Origin of the sequence: Nocardioides dokdonensis FR1436 (assembly GCF_001653335.1) — a bacterium.
In the GTDB taxonomy this organism is placed as follows: domain Bacteria; phylum Actinomycetota; class Actinomycetes; order Propionibacteriales; family Nocardioidaceae; genus Nocardioides; species Nocardioides dokdonensis.
The window spans coordinates 1,151,122-1,167,052 of sequence record NZ_CP015079.1 but is presented as its reverse complement, the minus strand read 5'-3'; the positions used below and the strand labels follow the sequence as shown (position 1 = coordinate 1,167,052).

Annotated in this window: 15 protein-coding genes; 13 read left to right on the top strand and 2 right to left on the bottom strand. The window is 73.2% G+C overall.

The genetic code is table 11. From position 1 onward, the window contains the following. The first annotated feature begins 2 nt into the window (after positions 1 to 2). The 6 genes from I601_RS05570 (at position 3) to I601_RS05545 (ending at position 5,834) form a co-directional block, all read left to right on the top strand. Entirely contained in the window at positions 3 to 479 is a 477-nt protein-coding gene (locus I601_RS05570) for a hypothetical protein (protein WP_157519907.1), read from the top strand. 87 nt (positions 480 to 566) lie between these two features. Continuing rightward, the gene (locus tag I601_RS05565; protein WP_068107247.1) at positions 567 to 761 is read left to right on the top strand and encodes a CsbD family protein; all 195 of its coding nucleotides are present in this window, start codon (positions 567 to 569) and stop codon (positions 759 to 761) included. A 218-nt stretch (positions 762 to 979) separates the two neighbouring features. Beyond that, on the top strand, positions 980 to 2,449 hold the full coding sequence (locus I601_RS05560; protein ID WP_068107244.1) for a DEAD/DEAH box helicase: 1,470 nt from the start codon (positions 980 to 982) through the stop codon (positions 2,447 to 2,449). A 16-nt stretch (positions 2,450 to 2,465) separates the two neighbouring features. After that, on the top strand, positions 2,466 to 3,170 hold the full coding sequence (locus I601_RS05555; protein ID WP_068107242.1) for a CPBP family intramembrane glutamic endopeptidase: 705 nt from the start codon (positions 2,466 to 2,468) through the stop codon (positions 3,168 to 3,170). A 166-nt stretch (positions 3,171 to 3,336) separates the two neighbouring features. Further along, positions 3,337 to 4,755: a cytochrome ubiquinol oxidase subunit I gene (locus I601_RS05550; protein ID WP_068107240.1), complete on the top strand. Its 1,419-nt coding sequence runs from the start codon at positions 3,337 to 3,339 to the stop codon at positions 4,753 to 4,755. Beyond that, entirely contained in the window at positions 4,752 to 5,834 is a 1,083-nt protein-coding gene (locus I601_RS05545) for a cytochrome d ubiquinol oxidase subunit II (RefSeq protein WP_068107238.1), read from the top strand. The genes I601_RS05550 and I601_RS05545 overlap by 4 nt, the downstream gene beginning before the upstream one ends. 87 nt (positions 5,835 to 5,921) lie before the next feature. On the opposite strand, the gene I601_RS05540 is transcribed toward I601_RS05545, so the two are convergent. Both I601_RS05540 and I601_RS05535 read right to left on the bottom strand, forming a co-directional pair. Next, a complete protein-coding gene (locus I601_RS05540; protein WP_068107236.1) occupies positions 5,922 to 6,812 on the bottom strand; it encodes an NAD(P)H-binding protein in 891 nt (296 codons plus the stop codon). Positions 6,813 to 6,821: 9 nt separating this feature from the next. Then, positions 6,822 to 7,592, bottom strand: a complete 771-nt coding sequence (locus tag I601_RS05535) for a MerR family transcriptional regulator (protein ID WP_068107234.1) — start codon at positions 7,590 to 7,592, stop codon at positions 6,822 to 6,824. 132 nt (positions 7,593 to 7,724) lie between these two features. Between I601_RS05535 and I601_RS05530 the strand changes: the two genes are divergently transcribed. The 7 genes from I601_RS05530 (at position 7,725) to I601_RS05500 (ending at position 15,920) form a co-directional block, all read left to right on the top strand. Then, the gene (locus I601_RS05530) at positions 7,725 to 8,936 is read left to right on the top strand and encodes an acetyl-CoA C-acetyltransferase (RefSeq protein ID WP_068107232.1); all 1,212 of its coding nucleotides are present in this window, start codon (positions 7,725 to 7,727) and stop codon (positions 8,934 to 8,936) included. A gap of 35 nt (positions 8,937 to 8,971) precedes the next feature. Next, on the top strand, positions 8,972 to 11,176 hold the full coding sequence (locus I601_RS05525; protein WP_068107229.1) for a 3-hydroxyacyl-CoA dehydrogenase NAD-binding domain-containing protein: 2,205 nt from the start codon (positions 8,972 to 8,974) through the stop codon (positions 11,174 to 11,176). A gap of 131 nt (positions 11,177 to 11,307) precedes the next feature. Then, positions 11,308 to 12,018, top strand: coding sequence for an ABC transporter ATP-binding protein (locus I601_RS05520; RefSeq protein WP_237089561.1), 711 nt, complete (start codon positions 11,308 to 11,310; stop codon positions 12,016 to 12,018). Continuing rightward, positions 11,993 to 13,513 (top strand): hypothetical protein, encoded by a 1,521-nt coding sequence (locus tag I601_RS05515; RefSeq protein WP_068107225.1) that lies wholly within the window; start codon positions 11,993 to 11,995, stop codon positions 13,511 to 13,513. Before I601_RS05520 ends, I601_RS05515 begins: the two co-directional genes overlap by 26 nt. A gap of 117 nt (positions 13,514 to 13,630) precedes the next feature. Then, positions 13,631 to 14,128 carry a thioesterase family protein gene (locus I601_RS05510; protein WP_068107223.1) on the top strand — a complete coding sequence of 166 codons (498 nt, stop codon included), beginning with the start codon at positions 13,631 to 13,633 and terminating at the stop codon, positions 14,126 to 14,128. Between the two features lie 11 nt (positions 14,129 to 14,139). Next, positions 14,140 to 15,231 (top strand): phosphotransferase family protein, encoded by a 1,092-nt coding sequence (locus tag I601_RS05505; RefSeq protein WP_068107221.1) that lies wholly within the window; start codon positions 14,140 to 14,142, stop codon positions 15,229 to 15,231. Further along, on the top strand, positions 15,231 to 15,920 hold the full coding sequence (locus I601_RS05500) for a histidine phosphatase family protein (RefSeq protein ID WP_068107219.1): 690 nt from the start codon (positions 15,231 to 15,233) through the stop codon (positions 15,918 to 15,920). The genes I601_RS05505 and I601_RS05500 overlap by 1 nt, the downstream gene beginning before the upstream one ends. Positions 15,921 to 15,931: the final 11 nt, after the last annotated feature.

Below are 15,931 nucleotides of genomic sequence, written 5' to 3'. Positions count from 1 at the left end.
ACATGTCGATGTCGTCAAACGGTCTCGTGGGTCGTCCGCACAGCACGACGCGCCTGCGCAGCGCCAGCGTGGGGGCCGTGCTCCTCGCCATCGGGCTGGGGCTGCTGCTGAGGAGCAACCCGGTGGGGGCGGTCTTCCTGCTGGCCGGGGGCCTCCTGCTCGCCGACCTGTGGCGCTGCGTCCGGGTGGAGGGGGAGCGACTGGTGGTGCAGGGCCGGGTGACCCGGCATGCGCTGCCGCTGCGCGACATCGCCCAGGTCGGCCTCTCCACGATGGGCAGGCCCTGGGTGGCTCCGCGCCAGGGACGGCCGCTCTACCTGCGCATGGTCTCCGAGGGTCAGGACCTGGTGAACCCCGGCGTGCACGAGTTCGTCACCCGGTTGCGCGAGGAGGCGCGGGCGGCCGGTGCCGCGCTGGACGAGCAGCCGGACGCCCCGACACCGCCGCCGCCTGGGGCGCGGCCGCTGTTCACCGCGTAGCCGCCGCCGACCCGCAGGGGTGATGTCCCCCGGCAGTCGTGCTGGTTCATTGGTGGCGACATCCACCCGACACCAGGAGGTATCACAATGGGACTCGCTGACAAGGCGTCCAACAAGGCCGAGGACCTCAAGGGCAAGGGCAAGGAAGGCGCCGGTAAGGCCACCAACGACCACGAGCTCGAGGGCGAGGGCAAGGGCGACCAGGCCTCCGCCTCGGTCAAGGGCGCCGGCGAGAAGATCAAGGACGCCGGCAAGGACATCAAGGACGGCTTCACCAAGTAGCCGCCCGGTCCCGCGCCACGACGTGGTGCGGAACACGTGTGCGGCGACTAGGTCGTCCAGGGCTGCTCCCCCTAGGGTGGGGAGCAGCCCGTCCAGTCTTGCCTCGGGCCCCCCGCTGGCGCTTCGGCGCCGCGTCCCTCTCCTGCGAGAGGCTGCTGTGCGTCTCATCCGAGCGCAGCACGTTCTGGCGAGACACGCCAACAGTGAGTAGTCCTACCGTGTCTTCACCCTCCTTCGCCGAGCTCGGCGTCCCCACCGACCTGACCCGCGTGCTCGATGCCGCCGGGATCACCGTCCCCACCCCGATCCAGGCCGCGACGCTGCCGGACTCCCTGGCCGGACGCGACGTCCTGGGCCGGGGTCGCACCGGCTCCGGCAAGTCCTACGCCTTCCTGCTGCCGCTGGTGGCCCGCCTGGCTGCCTCCGGGCGCACCCCGCGCGCCGGCAAGCCCCGCGCCCTGGTGCTGGCCCCGACCCGCGAGCTGGTGAACCAGCTGCACGAGGCCCTCGTCCCGTTGGCCAAGGTCCACGGCTTCACCATGCAGACCGTCTTCGGCGGCGTCGGCCAGGGCCCGCAGGTCGCGGGCCTCAAGCGCGGCGCCGACGTCGTGCTGGCCTGCCCCGGCCGCCTCGAGGACCTCATCAAGCAGGGCCACTGCCGCCTCGACGACATCGAGGTGACCGTCCTCGACGAGGCCGACCACATGGCCGACCTCGGCTTCCTGCCCGCCGTGCGCCGCCTGCTCGACGCCACGCCCAAGGACAGCCAGCGCCTGCTCTTCTCGGCCACCCTGGACAACGCGATCGACGTCCTCGTGCGTCGCTACCTGACCAAGCCGGTCACCCACCAGGCCGACTCGGCGCAGTCGCCGGTCGTCCAGATGGACCACCACGTGCTGCGCCTGTCCCGCGAGCACCGGGTGCCGGTGCTGGTCGACCTGACCAGCGCTCCGGGCCGCACGGTCATCTTCACCCGCACCAAGCACGGCGCCAAGGCGCTCGCGCGTCAGCTGAACAAGAGCGGCGTGCCCTCGGTGGAGCTGCACGGCAACCTGAGCCAGAACGCGCGTACCCGCAACATGGACGCCTTCCACTCCGGCAAGGCCAGCACGCTGGTCGCCACCGACATCGCTGCGCGCGGCATCCACGTCGACGACGTGGCGCTGGTCGTGCACGCCGACCCGCCGGCCGAGCACAAGGCCTACCTGCACCGCTCGGGCCGCACCGCCCGCGCCGGCGCCTCGGGCACGGTCATCACGCTGATGACCCCCGACCAGGAGCGTGACGTGCGCGACCTGACCAAGGCCGCGGGCATCAAGCCCACGATCACCCGCCTCGACACGGTCTCGCACCCGGTGCTCGCCGAGCTCGCCCCCGGCGAGCGCGTGCTGGTGCCCGGCGGCATCATCGTCGAGGCTCCCCGTCCCGCCAGCGGCTCGACCTCCGGGTCGGGCGGCGGCGCCCGTGCCGGCGGGGGCGGTCGCAACCGTCGCCGCAGCGGTGCCGGCGCAGCCCCCTCCGGCGGGCAGAGCCGCCAGGGCGGTGGCCAGGGCGGTCGCGGCCAGGCCAAGCAGGGCCCGCAGAAGAGCTCGGGCGGCCAGGGTGGTCGCTCGCGCTCCGGCTCCGGCCAGTCGGCCTCCGGTGGCGGCTCGCACGGTGCGGCGAAGTTCAGCGCGGGCATGCGCTGATCCACACGACGAGAGGATGAGCCCGGTGCGCGAGTTCGTACGCCGCAGCCTGTGGGAGGTGGTCCCTCGGGACCACCAGCAGACCCCGACAGCGTTGCGTCGACGTCAGCTCGTGACCATCGGGTTCGTCCTCGTCGGAGCCGTGGTGCTCGGCTTCTCGCTGCGCACCGACCCCGGCAGCAGCGACTTCTACCTGGCCACGCTGGTCCTGGCGGCCGTGTGGGCCGTCGGTGCCTTCACCTCGGGGCCGCTGCACCTGGGCCGGATCTCGCGGGGCGAGGGGCTGCGCCGACCCGTGCTGTCCCCGATCCTCCTGGGGGTCCTGCTCGTGGCGGTGTTCACCGTCGGCGCGCTGGTGATCCGCGAGGTCTCCCTGGCGGACCCGTTGGTGCGCCAGATCCGGTCGGTGCTGCGCTACACCGAGCAGACGCCGATCGCGTTGCTGGTCTTCGTCACCGCGCTCAACGGCATCGCCGAGGAGCTGTTCTTCCGGGGGGCGGCGTTCGCCGCCGTCACCCGGCACCCGGTCACCGTCACGACGGTGGCCTACACCGTGGCGACGCTGGCCACCGGCAACGTGATGCTCAGCTTCGCGGCGGTGCTGCTCGGTGTCGTCGTGGGGCTGCAGCGCCGCGCCTCCGGCGGCATCCTCGCCCCGATCCTGACGCACCTGACCTGGTCGCTGTCGATGCTCTTCCTGCTGCCCCTGATCTACCTCTGACCCCGGTCCGACGAGCGGTCACTTTCGCACCATCCACCGGTCAGTTCCGCACCCTCGACCGGTCACTTCCGCACCCTGACGGCGTACGCCGGCGGGGCCGGACCGACTTCGTGAATCCGTTCACAAAGCCTGGGGGCGGCCACGGGAGCGGCGTACGGTCCCAGGTGTGGACCCCTTCCTCTCCGCACTGAGCAGCCTCGGCGTCCTGGCCGCCGACCTCCCCGAGCCCGCGGGCCTCCTCCCGGCGCGCCAGCAGATGGCGCTCTCGCTGGGCTGGCACATCATCCTGGCCTGCTTCGGCGTCGCCTTCCCGACGATGATCGCGGTGATGCACTGGCGCGGCATCTACCGCGAGGATGCGGTGGCGCTGGTCCTGGCGCGACGCTGGGCCAAGGTCTCCGCGGTCCTCTTCGCCATCGGCGCGGTCTCCGGGACCGTGCTCAGCTTCGAGATGGGGCTGCTGTGGCCGGGGCTGATGGGCACCTTCGGGGACGTCCTGGGTCTGCCGTTCGCGTTCGAGGGCGTCGCGTTCTTCCTCGAGGCGATCTTCCTGGGCATCTACCTCTACGGCTGGGGCCGGATGCCGCCCCGCCAGCACCTGCTGATGCTGGTCCCGATGGCGCTCACCGGCATCGCGGGCACCTTCAGCGTGCTGGCCGTCAACGGTTGGATGAACAACCCCACCGGTTTCCGGATGGTCGACGGCGAGGTCACCGACGTCGACCCCTGGGCCGCGATGTTCAACAGCGGCGTGCTGTGGCAGTTCCTGCACATGTGGGTGGCCGCCTTCATGGTCGCCGGCTTCTGCATCGCCGCGGTGTACGCCGCCGGCATGCTGCGCGGTCGCCGCGACCGCCACCACCGGCTCGGCTTCACCGTGCCGTTCGCCTTCGCCTCGGTGGCCGCCGTGGCCCAGCCGCTGATCGGGCACCTGCTCGGCTCGCGCCTCGCCGACACCCAGCCGGCCAAGCTGGCCGCCTTCGAGCTGGCCACCGAGACCGAGAGCCCCGCCCCGCTGCGCCTGGGCGGGCTGCTCATCGACGGCGAGGCCCGGTTCTCGATCGACATCCCCTACCTGGGCTCGATCATTGCTCGCAACTCGCTCACCGCACCGGTGCCCGGTCTCGACTCGATCCCCGCCGACCAGCACCCGCCGGTGAACATCACGCACCTGGCCTTCCAGTCGATGGTCGGCATCGGGACCCTGCTGGCCCTCGTCGCGATCATCTACTGGGTCGCCCGCTGGCGTGGGCACGACCTGCTCACCCCCGGCGCGCGGGGCGGCACCTGGCTGCTGCGTGGCGTGGTCCTCGCCGGCCCGCTCGCGGTGGTGGCCCTCGAGGCCGGCTGGGTCGCGACCGAGGTGGGTCGCCAGCCCTGGGTCGTCTACGGCGTGATGCGCACCGTCGAGGCCGCAGGGGACAGCTCGGGACTGTGGTGGCTGCTGGGGGTGAGCACCGTGGTCTACGCGGCGATGACCGTGGGCGCCGTCACGGTGCTGCGCTCGATGGCGCGCCGTTGGCGCGAGGGTGACGAGGACCTGCCCAGCCCCTACGGGCCCGAGCGGGTGGGCACGACCCGATGAGCCTCGAGATCGCGGTCGCGGCCGCCATGTTCACCGGGGTGCTGGCCTACGCCGTGCTGGGCGGCGCCGACTTCGGTTCCGGCTTCTTCGACCTCACCGCCGGCGGTGCCCGCCGCGGCGCCGAGCTGCGCCGCCAGGTCGACCACAGCATCGGTCCGGTCTGGGAGGCCAACCACGTCTGGCTGATCTTCGTCCTGGTCCTGTGGTGGACCGGCTTCCCGGAGACCTTCGCGGCCGTGATGAGCACCCTCGTCGTGCCGCTGCTCCTCGCCCTCGGCGGCATCGTGCTGCGCGGGTCGGCGTTCGCGTTCCGCAAGTACGCCGCCACCCTGCGCCAGGCGCGCCTCTTCGGCGTCGTCTTCGCGGGCTCCTCGCTGATCACCCCCTTCTTCCTGGGCACCGTGGCCGGGGCGATCGCCTCCGGGCGGGTGCCCCCCGAGGGGAACGGCGACCCGTGGGGCTCGTGGCTCACGACGACGTCCCTCGTCGGCGGCGTGGTCGCCGTCGGCACCTGTGCCTTCCTGGCCGGGGTCTTCCTGGTCGCCGACGCCGACCGGGCCGGGCGGGCCCGGCTGACCGACCAGCTGCGCCGCCGCGTGCTCGCCGTGGGGCTGGTCACCGGCGCCCTGGTGCTGGCCGCGCTCGTCCCGCTGCACGACGACGCCCCCACCCTGTGGGCCGGGCTCTCGGGCCGCGCCCTGCCGCTGGTGGTGCTGTCCGCGGTCGCGGGCGCCGGCACCGTGGCGCTCGTCGCCCTGCGCCGCTTCGGGCCGGCACGCTGGAGCGCCGTCACCGCCGTCGCGTCGGTCGTCAGCGGGTGGGGCGTCGCGCAGTACCCCTGGCTGCTGGTCGACGAGGTGACCATCAGCGACGCCGCCGGCGCGCCCGCGACGCTCCAGGGGCTGCTGGTGGTGGTCGGCATCGCCGTCGTGCTGGTGCTGCCCGCGCTGGGCTACCTGCTGTGGCTCACCCAGAGCGAGAGCTGGACCAGCCCACCCGACTCGACGAGCGGTCACTTTCGCACCGCCGACCAGTCACTTCCGCACCCGGACGGCGTACGCCGGCGGGGCCGGACCTGACCTCTCGAAGGTGCATGACCGACTGCTCGATGGTGCAGAAGTGACTGCTCGATGGTGCAGAAGTGACCGCTCGGCCGTCGGGGGGGGTCAGTCCTTGTCGTCCTCGAGGGCGCGGCGGACGGCCTCGGCGTAGGTGAGCGGCTCGCCGGGGACCAGGTCGCGGATGGCGTAGTCGGTCTGCACGACCTCGGTGCCCATCGACTCGATGAGGTTGCCGGCGGTGGTGGTGTCGACGCCGGTGACGAGCTTGATCCACCACGAGGACAGCACCGGGGTGCCGACCGGGAGTTTGAGCACCGGGATCCGTCGCCCGAGCATCACCTCACCGGCCTCCTGCATCATGCCGATGTAGGAGAGCTGGTCGGCGCCGCCGATCTCGAGCACGCGGTCGTAGGAGTCCTCGAGGCCGGTGACCCCGACGATGTAGCGCACCACGTCGTCGACGGCGATCGGCTGGGTGCGGGTGGCGGCCCACTTGGGCACCACCATCGCGGGCAGGTTCTTGACCAGCTGGCGGGTCATCTCCCACGAGATGCCGCCGGCGCCGACCACGATCGCGGCGCGCAGCACCGTCACCGGCACCCCGGACGTGCCCAGCAGCGACTCCACCTCGCGGCGCGAGCGCAGGTGCGGGGAGAGGTCCGTGCCGTCCTTGCCCAGCCCGCCCAGGTAGACGATCTGGCGTACGCCGCTGGCCGCCGCGGCGAGCGCGAAGGCTTTCGCCGCGGCGGCGTCCTTGCGCTCGAAGTCGTTGTCGTCGAGGGCGTGCACGAGGTAGATGGCCACGTCGACGCCGGACAGCGGCTCACCGAGCGTGCCCGGGTCGTCCACGTCGCCGTGGACCGGCTCGCCGGGGCCGTCGTACTGCTCGGGTCGGCGGGTCATCGCCCTGACCTCGTGGCCGGCGTCGATCAGGGCGGGCACGAGACGGCGGCCGACGAAGCCGGTGGCTCCGGTGACGAGGACGGTGGGGCTCATCCCCCCACCCTAGGCAGTCGCGGGCCCCGGGGGGTCACCCAGCGACGGCTGCGCCCGGGCGGCGCGGGCCTCGATCTCCTCGCGGCGGCTCTCGTCCATCGCCGCCTCGTAGGCCGCGACCAGGCTGGAGATCGACAACGGCTTGATCCGCTCGACGACCTCGCGGATCCGCTCGGCCGAGGCGCCGGCCTCCTTGTAGGCCGGCCACACCTGGGTGCGGAACAGGTCGTTGAGCTCCTCGGCGATCTGGCGGCCGTGACGCGCGTAGACCTCCGCGGCCGACTCGGCGGCCGCGGTCGGGAAGCCCAGGTCGAGCAGGCCGAGCCCCACCGTGAGCTGGGTGGGGGTCACCTCGGCGCTCGAGCCGCGCCGGCGCAGGATGCCCAGGGCCGCCAGCAGGTCGAGGTCGTCGTCGCTGAGCGTGCGCCCGGCGCGGGTCTCGAGCTCCGCGCGACTCATCTGCTCGGTGGCCTCCGCCTGCCAGGGGGCGAGCATCGTGCGGTGCAGCGCGATCTGCTCGGGGCTGGCGTCGTCGGGCACCGCCGCGACGTAGCGCTCGATGGCGGCGAGGGTGAACCCGTGGCCCTGCAGCTCGCGCACGAGCTCGAGCCGCGCGACGTGGTCGTCGCTGTAGTAGCCGGAGCGGCCGTGCCGGATCGGCGGCGGCACCAGGGCCTTGGTCGTGTAGAAGCGCACGTTGCGCACGCTCATGCCGACCCGCGCCGTCAGCTCCTCGAGGGTCAGCAGCCCCTCGGGCCGCTCGCTCGACGTGGCGCCCATCACACCCCTCCGCACGGATCGGGTCGTCCTGGTCCTTGACGACACTGACAGTAATAGTGTCACAATCGAGTCAGAACGTGCGCGCCCACGCCTTCCGGCGGTCGCGGCGCTACCCGAGAACCGAGGACGGTCATGGCAGAAGCATTCGTGTACGACCACATCCGTACGCCGCGCGGCAAGGGCAAGGCGGCCGGCTCGCTGCACGAGGTCAAGCCCGTCGACCTCGTGGTCGGGCTGCTGGACGAGGTCAAGCGGCGCAACCCGACCCTCGACCCGCACCGCGTGGACGACGTGATCCTGGGCGTCGTGACCCCGGTGGGCGAGCAGGGCGGCGACATCGCCAAGACCGCGGCCCTGGCCGCGGGCTACCCCGACACGGTCGCGGGCGTCCAGCTCAACCGGTTCTGCGCCTCGGGCCTCGAGGCCGTCAACCAGGCCGCGGCCCGCGTGCGCGGTGGCATGGAGGACCTCCTGCTCGCCGGCGGCGTCGAGTCGATGAGCAACGTGCCGATGGGCTCCGACGGCGGGGCCTGGGCCTCCGACCCGGCCACCGCGCTGGCCACCGGCTTCGTGCCGCAGGGCATCGGCGCCGACCTGATCGCGACCCTGGAGGGCTGGAGCCGCGACGACGTCGACGCCTACGCCGCCGAGTCGCACCACCGCGCCGCCAAGGCGTGGGCCAACGGCTACTTCGCCGACGCGGTCATCCCGGTGCGCGACATGAACGGGCTGACGATCCTTGACCACGACGAGACGATCCGGCCCGACACCAGCCCCGAGGGCCTCGCCGGTCTCAAGCCCTCCTTCGCCCAGCCGGGCCGCGACGCCGGCTTCGACGACGTGGCGCTGGAGAAGTACCACTGGGTGGAGAAGATCAACCACGTCCACCACGCCGGCAACTCCTCGGGCATCGTCGACGGCGCCGCCCTGGTGGCGATCGGCAACGAGCAGGTCGGCAGCGACCTGGGCCTGACCCCCCGCGCCCGCATCATCTCGATGGCCGTCTCCGGCGCCGACCCGACGATCATGCTCACCGGTCCGGCCCCGGCCGCCCGGAAGGCGCTGGCCAAGGCCGGTCTCGAGGTCGGCGACATCGACCTGTTCGAGATCAACGAGGCCTTCGCGGCCGTGGCGATGCGCTTCATGCGCGACATGGGCATCAGCCACGAGATCACCAACGTCAACGGTGGCGCGATCGCGATGGGCCACCCCCTCGGCGCCACCGGCGCGATGATCCTCGGCACGCTCATCGACGAGCTGGCCCGCCGCGACCAGAAGCGCGGCCTGGCCACGCTCTGCGTCGGCGGTGGCATGGGCATCGCCACCATCGTCGAGCTCGTCTGACGTCCCTCTCACCGATCTCCAGGAGCACACACCGCATGAGCACCACCACTGAGACGGCCGTCCGCTACGAGAAGGACGCCGACGGCATCGTCACCCTGACCCTCGACGACCCGAACGCGTCGGCCAACACCATGAACGAGCTCTACCGCACGTCGATGAACGCCTGCGTGGACCGGCTGTACGACGAGATCGCGGCCGACGAGAAGGCCGTCACCGGCGTCGTCGTCGCCAGCGCCAAGAAGACCTTCTTCGCCGGCGGCAACCTCAAGTCGATGGTCACCACCACGCCGGGCGACGCCCCCGAGGTGTTCGCGATGGCCGAGGACGTCAAGGCCTCGCTGCGTCGGCTCGAGAAGCTCCCCCGCCCGGTCGTGGCCGCCATCAACGGCGCCGCCCTCGGCGGCGGCCTCGAGATCACCCTGGCCTGCAACCACCGCGTGGTCGTCGACGACCCCAAGGTCTCGCTCGGCCTGCCCGAGGTCACCCTCGGCCTGCTGCCCGGCGGCGGCGGCGTCACCCGCGTCGTGCGCATGCTCGGCCTGCAGGACGCCCTCATGAGCGTGCTGCTCGAGGGCAAGCAGTTCAAGCCCGCCCAGGCCAAGGAGGTCGGCCTCGTCGACGAGCTCGTGGCCACCCGCGAGGAGCTGGTCCCGGCCGCCAAGGCGTGGATCCGGGCCAACCCCGACGCCCACGCCAACCCGTGGGACGCCCCCGGCTACAAGATGCCCGGCGGCAGCCCGCGCTCGCCCGGCCTGGCCGGCTTCCTGCCGGTCTTCCCGGCGCTGCTGCGCAAGCAGACCAAGGGCGCGGTCTACCCCGCGACCCGGGCCATCCTCTCGGCCGCGGTCGAGGGCGCCAGCCGGGACTTCGACACCGCCTCGCGGATCGAGTCGCGCTACCTGACCAACCTGGTCGTCAACCAGGGCTCGAAGAACATGATCCAGGCGTTCTTCCTCGACCTGCAGGCCATCGGCGCCGGCAAGCTGCGCCCCCAGGGCATCGAGCCCTTCAAGGCCACCAAGGTCGGCGTCCTGGGTGCCGGGATGATGGGGGCGGGCATCGCCTACTCCTGCGCCCGCGCCGGCATGCAGGTCGTCCTCAAGGACGTCTCGGCCGAGAACGCCGCCCAGGGCAAGGCGTACTCCGAGAAGCTCAACGCCAAGGCCGTCGAGCGCGGCAAGCTCACCCAGGAGAAGTCCGACGAGCTGCTCGGCCGGATCACCGCCACCGCGGACCCGGCCGACCTGGCCGGCTGCGACCTGGTGATCGAGGCCGTCTTCGAGGACCCGGCACTCAAGGCCAAGGTCTTCGCCGAGGTGGCGCCGTACGTCAACGACGACGCGCTGCTGTGCTCGAACACCTCCACGCTGCCGATCAGCGAGCTCGCCGGGGGTGTCGACCGTCCCGCCGACTTCATCGGCCTGCACTTCTTCAGCCCCGTGGACAAGATGCCGCTCGTCGAGATCATCAAGGGCGAGCAGACCTCCGAGGTGACGCTGGCCAAGGCCTACGACGTCGTCCAGCAGATCCGCAAGACGCCCATCGTGGTCAACGACTCGCGGGGCTTCTACACCTCGCGCGTCATCGGCTTCATGGTCAACGAGGGCATGGCGATGCTCGCCGAGGGCGTGGCGCCGTGGACCATCGAGCGCGCCACCAGCCAGGCCGGCTACCCCGCCCCGGTGCTCCAGCTCTCCGACGAGCTCAACCTCGAGCTGATGGGCAAGATCGCCAAGGCCACCCGTGAGGCCAACGAGCGTGACGGCGTCCAGGTCGAGGAGCACCCCGGCACCGCCGTGGTCAGCCGGATGCTGGAGGCCGGTCGTGCCGGTCGCCTGCGCGGTGCGGGCTTCTACGACTACGACGAGCAGGGCAAGCGGACCACGATCTGGGACGGCCTCTCCGAGCTGTTCCCGCTCGCCGAGCAGCAGCCCCCGATCGAGGACTGCAAGGACCGGATGCTCTTCGCCGAGGCCCTCGAGACCGCCAAGTGCTTCGAGGAGGGCGTCATCACCTCCGCGGCGGCCGCCAACATCGGCTCGATCATGGGCATCGGCTTCCCGCCGATGACCGGTGGCGCCGCGCAGTTCATGACCGGCTACCAGCACGCCGACGGTGAGGTCGGGCTCGAGGCGTTCGTGCGTCGCGCCGACGAGCTCGCCGAGACCTACGGCGAGCGCTTCCGCCCCACGCAGCACCTGCGCGACATGGCGGCGACGGGCGAGGGGTTCCCCGCCTGAGCCGTCCGCACCACGCAGCACCTGCTGCACCGCACGAACCACGCCGGGCCGGCGTCCCTCCGGGGGCGCCGGCCCGGCCGCGTTTCGTGGATCGTCCGACGCTCCCGCACGGGGTCGGGGAGACTCTGCAGGTGGGCGAACCCGGGGTCGAGGTGCGAGGGCTGCACGTGCGCTTCGGCGCGGTCGAGGCCGTCGCGGGCGTGGACCTGGTGGCCGAGGCGGGGCGGGCGACCGGCCTGCTGGGATGCAACGGCGCCGGCAAGTCCACGACGATGCGGGTGCTGGCCGGCGTGGTGCCGCCGACGGCGGGCACCGTGCGGGTCGCCGGGCACGACGTACGCCGCCAGCCGCTCGAGGCCAAGCGCGCCGTCGGGTACTGCCCCGACGTCGGCGGGCTGGTGCCCCGCGCGACGCCGTGGGAGCACCTCCAGCTGGCCGCGCGGCTGCGCCGCCTGCCCCGGGGCTGGGAGGAGCGGGCCCGCGACCTGCTCGAGCGCTTCGAGCTCGGCGACGCCGCCCACCGGGTCACCGCCGGCTTCTCGCACGGGATGGGCCGCCGGCTCTCCGTCGTCCTGGCGGCCCTGCACGAGCCGGCGGTGCTGCTGCTCGACGAGCCCTTCGACGGCGTCGACCCGCTCGGCGTCGAGGCGACCCTCGACGTGGTGGCCGACGCCTGCGCGCGGGGCGCCACGGTGCTGGTCTCCACCCACCTGCGCGAGCTCGCCATCGAGGCCTGCTCGTCGATGCTGGTGCTGCGCGGTGGAGCCCGGGTCGCCGAGCTCGGCGCCGCGGAGATGGCCGGCGAGGAGGGCGCACGTGCCTACCGGGCGCTCCTGGACTGACGCGGCCCGCGCTGTCGCCGACACCCGGGCGCTGCTGGCCTTCCGGGCCGGGGCCGTGCGGCGTCGGGCACCGTTCCGGCTCGCGGTCGGGGTCCTCGCGCTGGCCACCCTGGCCGTGGCCGTGGGACCCGCGCTGGTGCCCGGAGCAGGGTCGTCCGACCGCGCCTTCGAGGTGCTGGTGCTGCTGCCGACGACGCTCGTGGCCCTGGTCCTGGTCGCGGTCGTCTCGGCGGTCGCCTCCGGGGGCGGACGGGAGCTGATCGCCCGCGACGCCGCTGTGGTGCACCCGCTCAGCCCGACGACCGACCACCTGGGGGCCCTGCTCCTCGCGCCCCTCAACATCGCGTGGCTGCTGCAGGCCTGGGGCCTCCTCGGGGCGACGGCGTACGCCGTGGGGCCCGAGCGGCTGCTGCCTGCGCAGGTCGGCGTGGCGCTGTGGGTGGCGCTGGCCACCTCGGCGGCGCAGGTCGTCGCGTGGTGCGTGGAGACCGTGCGACGGCTGCGCCACGGCCCGCTGCTGGTCCGCGCGACCACGGTCGGGGCCATCGGTGCGGTGCTGGCGCTGCAGGTCACCGGGTCGTTGGTGCCCGTGCTCGACCGGGTGCCCACGGTCCGGCTCGTCGTCGCGCTCACCGGCGGTGCCGACCGGGACTGGGCGCTGGCGGTGGTCTCGCTCACGGCGGCGGTGCTGGCGGCGGTCGTGCTGGGTGCGGTGCCCGCCCACCTCGCGGCCCGGCGCGCCCCGCGCGACGAGCTGCGGCTGGAGTCGGGCGTCCACGAGGCCCGGCCCCTGTCCCGGACCGTGCTCGGCGCCCTCGTGCGCACCGACCGGGCCTCGGTGTGGCGAGCGGTGCCGATGCGCCGCGGCCTGGCCGTCCTCGCGGTCGGCCCGGGCCTGGTGGCGCTGCTCGGCGCCCTCGACTGGGCCCAGCTCGTGGTGCTGCCGGGGCTGGTGGCCTCCGGGGGCGCGCTGCTGTTCGGCGTCAACGCCTGGTGCCTCGACGGTCGCGGCGGGCTGTGGCGCGAGAGCCTGCCGGTGCGCCCCGACCAGGTCTTCCTCGCCCGCGCGGTGGTGCTGGCAGAGTTCCTGCTCGCGGCCTCGCTGACCACGATCGTGCTCGGCGGGCTGCGCTCGGGCCGGCCGGACGCCGGCGAGGCGTCCGCGCTGCTCGCCGTCCTGGTGGTCGTCACGCTGCAGGTCGTCGGTGCCTCCATGCGCTGGTCGCTGCAGCGCCCGTACGCCGTCGACCTGCGCTCGGCGCGCGCCACCCCCGCCCCGCCGCTGACCATGGTCGGCTACTCGGTCCGCCTGGCGCTGAGCACCACGGTCACGGGCCTGCTCTTCTCGGGGCTGGCTCGCCTCGACGACCCGGCGGTGTGCCTGCTGGCCGCGGTGCCCTTCGCCTGCTGGTCCACCGCGCGGCTGCTGCGCACCGCTCGCCGCTGGTCCGACCCGGTCGAGCGCGCCCGGGTCGTGGTCGCGGTCAGTGCCTGACGACCCGGCCCACATGTCGCGCCGACCCGGCGCAGATGTCCCCGCGAGGCGGTACATCTGCGCCGACTCGCGGGATGGGGCTGGCAGGGTGAGGTCGGATCAGTAGGGTCTTGGTCCGTGAGCACTCCGCAGCCTTCCTACAGCCAGCTCGTCGACCTCCCGGCCTGGGCCGAGCAGCCCGTGCCCGTCGCGTTCGAGGACGCCAACGGCCACCTCAACGTCCGGCACTACACCGGCATCGCGAGCGAGGGCCTCGACGAGTCGCTCGTCGAGCTCGGCATCCCGCAGAACTGGCCGGCCGACGGGCACGCCTGCTTCTCCGCCGAGCACCACCTGCTCTACCTCGCCGAGCTCCGCACCGGCGACAAGATGTCGGCGCGCGTGCGCCTCCTGGGTCGTTCGGAGCGGGCGGCCCACGTGCTGGTCTACCTGCTCGACGACACCCACGAGCGGGTCAGCTACGTGATGGAGGAGATCTTCCTCCACATCGACATGGAGACCCGCCGGACGGCGCCGTGGCCCGACGACGTCGCGGCCGCGCTCGACGCCCGCATCGCCGAGCACGCCGCCCTGCCCTTCGAGGTGGCCGTGTCGGGCTCGATGCAGCTGCGCTGATCCCCGACGCCATGAGCACGGTCGACGAGAACCCGGCGGGCCGCGTCCGCGACGAGGACGCCTTCGACGTGGCTGCGCTGGCCGCGTGGCTGGCACCGCGCACCGGGTTCGACGAGATCAGCGAGGTCCGCCAGTTCCGCGGCGGCGCCTCGAACCTGACCTACCTGGTGCGCCAGCCGCGCCCCGACCACACGTCGTACGACGTGATCCTGCGGCGCCCGCCGGGTGGTCGCAAGGCGGCCGGCGCGCACGACATGGGTCGCGAGCACGACCTCCAGGCCGCGCTCGCGCCGGTCTTCGACCACGTGCCGGTGATGATCGGCCACGAGGGCGACGAGTCCGTGCTGGGCTCGGAGTTCTACGTGATGGAGCGGGTGCCCGGCACGATCCTGCGCCAGGACCTGCCCGCCTCGTGGGGCCAGGTCGCGCCGGCGACGGCCGGGCTGCTGTGCGAGCGGGCCCTCGAGGTCCTCGTCGAGCTCCACGCGGTCGACGTGGCCGCTGTGCCCGGGCTCGCCGCGCTCGGCCGCGGCGACGGGTACGTCGCCCGGCAGGTGCGCGGCTGGACCTCCCGGCTCGACGGGTCGCGCACCGACGACACCGGTGACTGGTCCGACGTGCTGGCCTGGATCACCGAGCACCAGCCCGCCGACGTGGGGCAGGTCCTGATCCACAACGACTACCGCTTCGACAACCTCGTCCTCGACGGCGGCCCCGGCGACCCGCGGGTGCGCGCGGTGCTCGACTGGGAGCTGGCCACCGTCGGCGACCCGCTGATGGACCTCGGCTCGACCCTGGCCTACTGGGTGCAGGCCGACGACGACGAGACGTTCCAGCTCTTCCGCCGCCAGCCCACCCACGTCCGGGGCATGTGGACGCGCGCCGAGCTGGTCGAGCGCTACTGCGAGCGCACCGGCCGCACGCCCTCGACCGACGACCTGGCCTTCTACGAGGTCTTCGGGCTGTTCCGCCTCGCGGTCATCGCCCAGCAGATCTGGTACCGCTACGTCGACGGCCAGACCACCAACGAGGCCTACGCCCCGCTGGGCCAGGTCGTGGCCTACCTCGAGCAGCGCTGCCGCCGGCTGCTCGACGGCCGCTGATGGGACTCGTCCTGCTGGTGCGGCACGGCCAGGCCTCGTTCGGCGCCGACGACTACGACGTGCTCTCGCCGACCGGCTGGGACCAGGCCCGCACGCTGGGGGCCTGGCTGGCCGCGCGCGGCGTGACCCCGACCGCGGTGGTGCGCGGCTCCATGCGCCGGCACCGCGAGAGCGCCGAGGCCCTCGTCGAGGGCGCCGGCTGGGCCGGGGACGGTGCGTCCGTGGACGAGGGCTGGGACGAGTTCGACCACCTCGGCGTCATCGGCGCGCTGCCCGACCCGCCCGCAGCCGAGGCGCACCGGGGCGAGCTCGACCGGCGCGCGTTCCAACGGGTCTTCGAGCAGGCCACCGCGCGCTGGACCACGGGGGATCACGACGCCGACTACCCCGAGACCTACGCCGCCTTCCGGGCCCGCGCCCGTGGCGCGCTGCAGGCCGCCACCGCGCGGGCCGGGCGCGGCGAGAGCGTCGTCGCGGTCACCTCCGGCGGCGTCGTGGCCGCGCTGTGCGCCGCCCTGGTGCTGGGCGAGGACGCCGACCCGGCGTCGTACGCCGCGACCTGGCAGCGCTTCAACACCGTGTGCGTGAACTCGTCGGTGACCCGCGTCGTCGTCGGGTCCACCGGGGCGCGGCTGCTGACCTTCAACGAGCACGAGCACCTGGCGCCCGACCAGCTGACCTACCGCTAGGCCGGCCGATC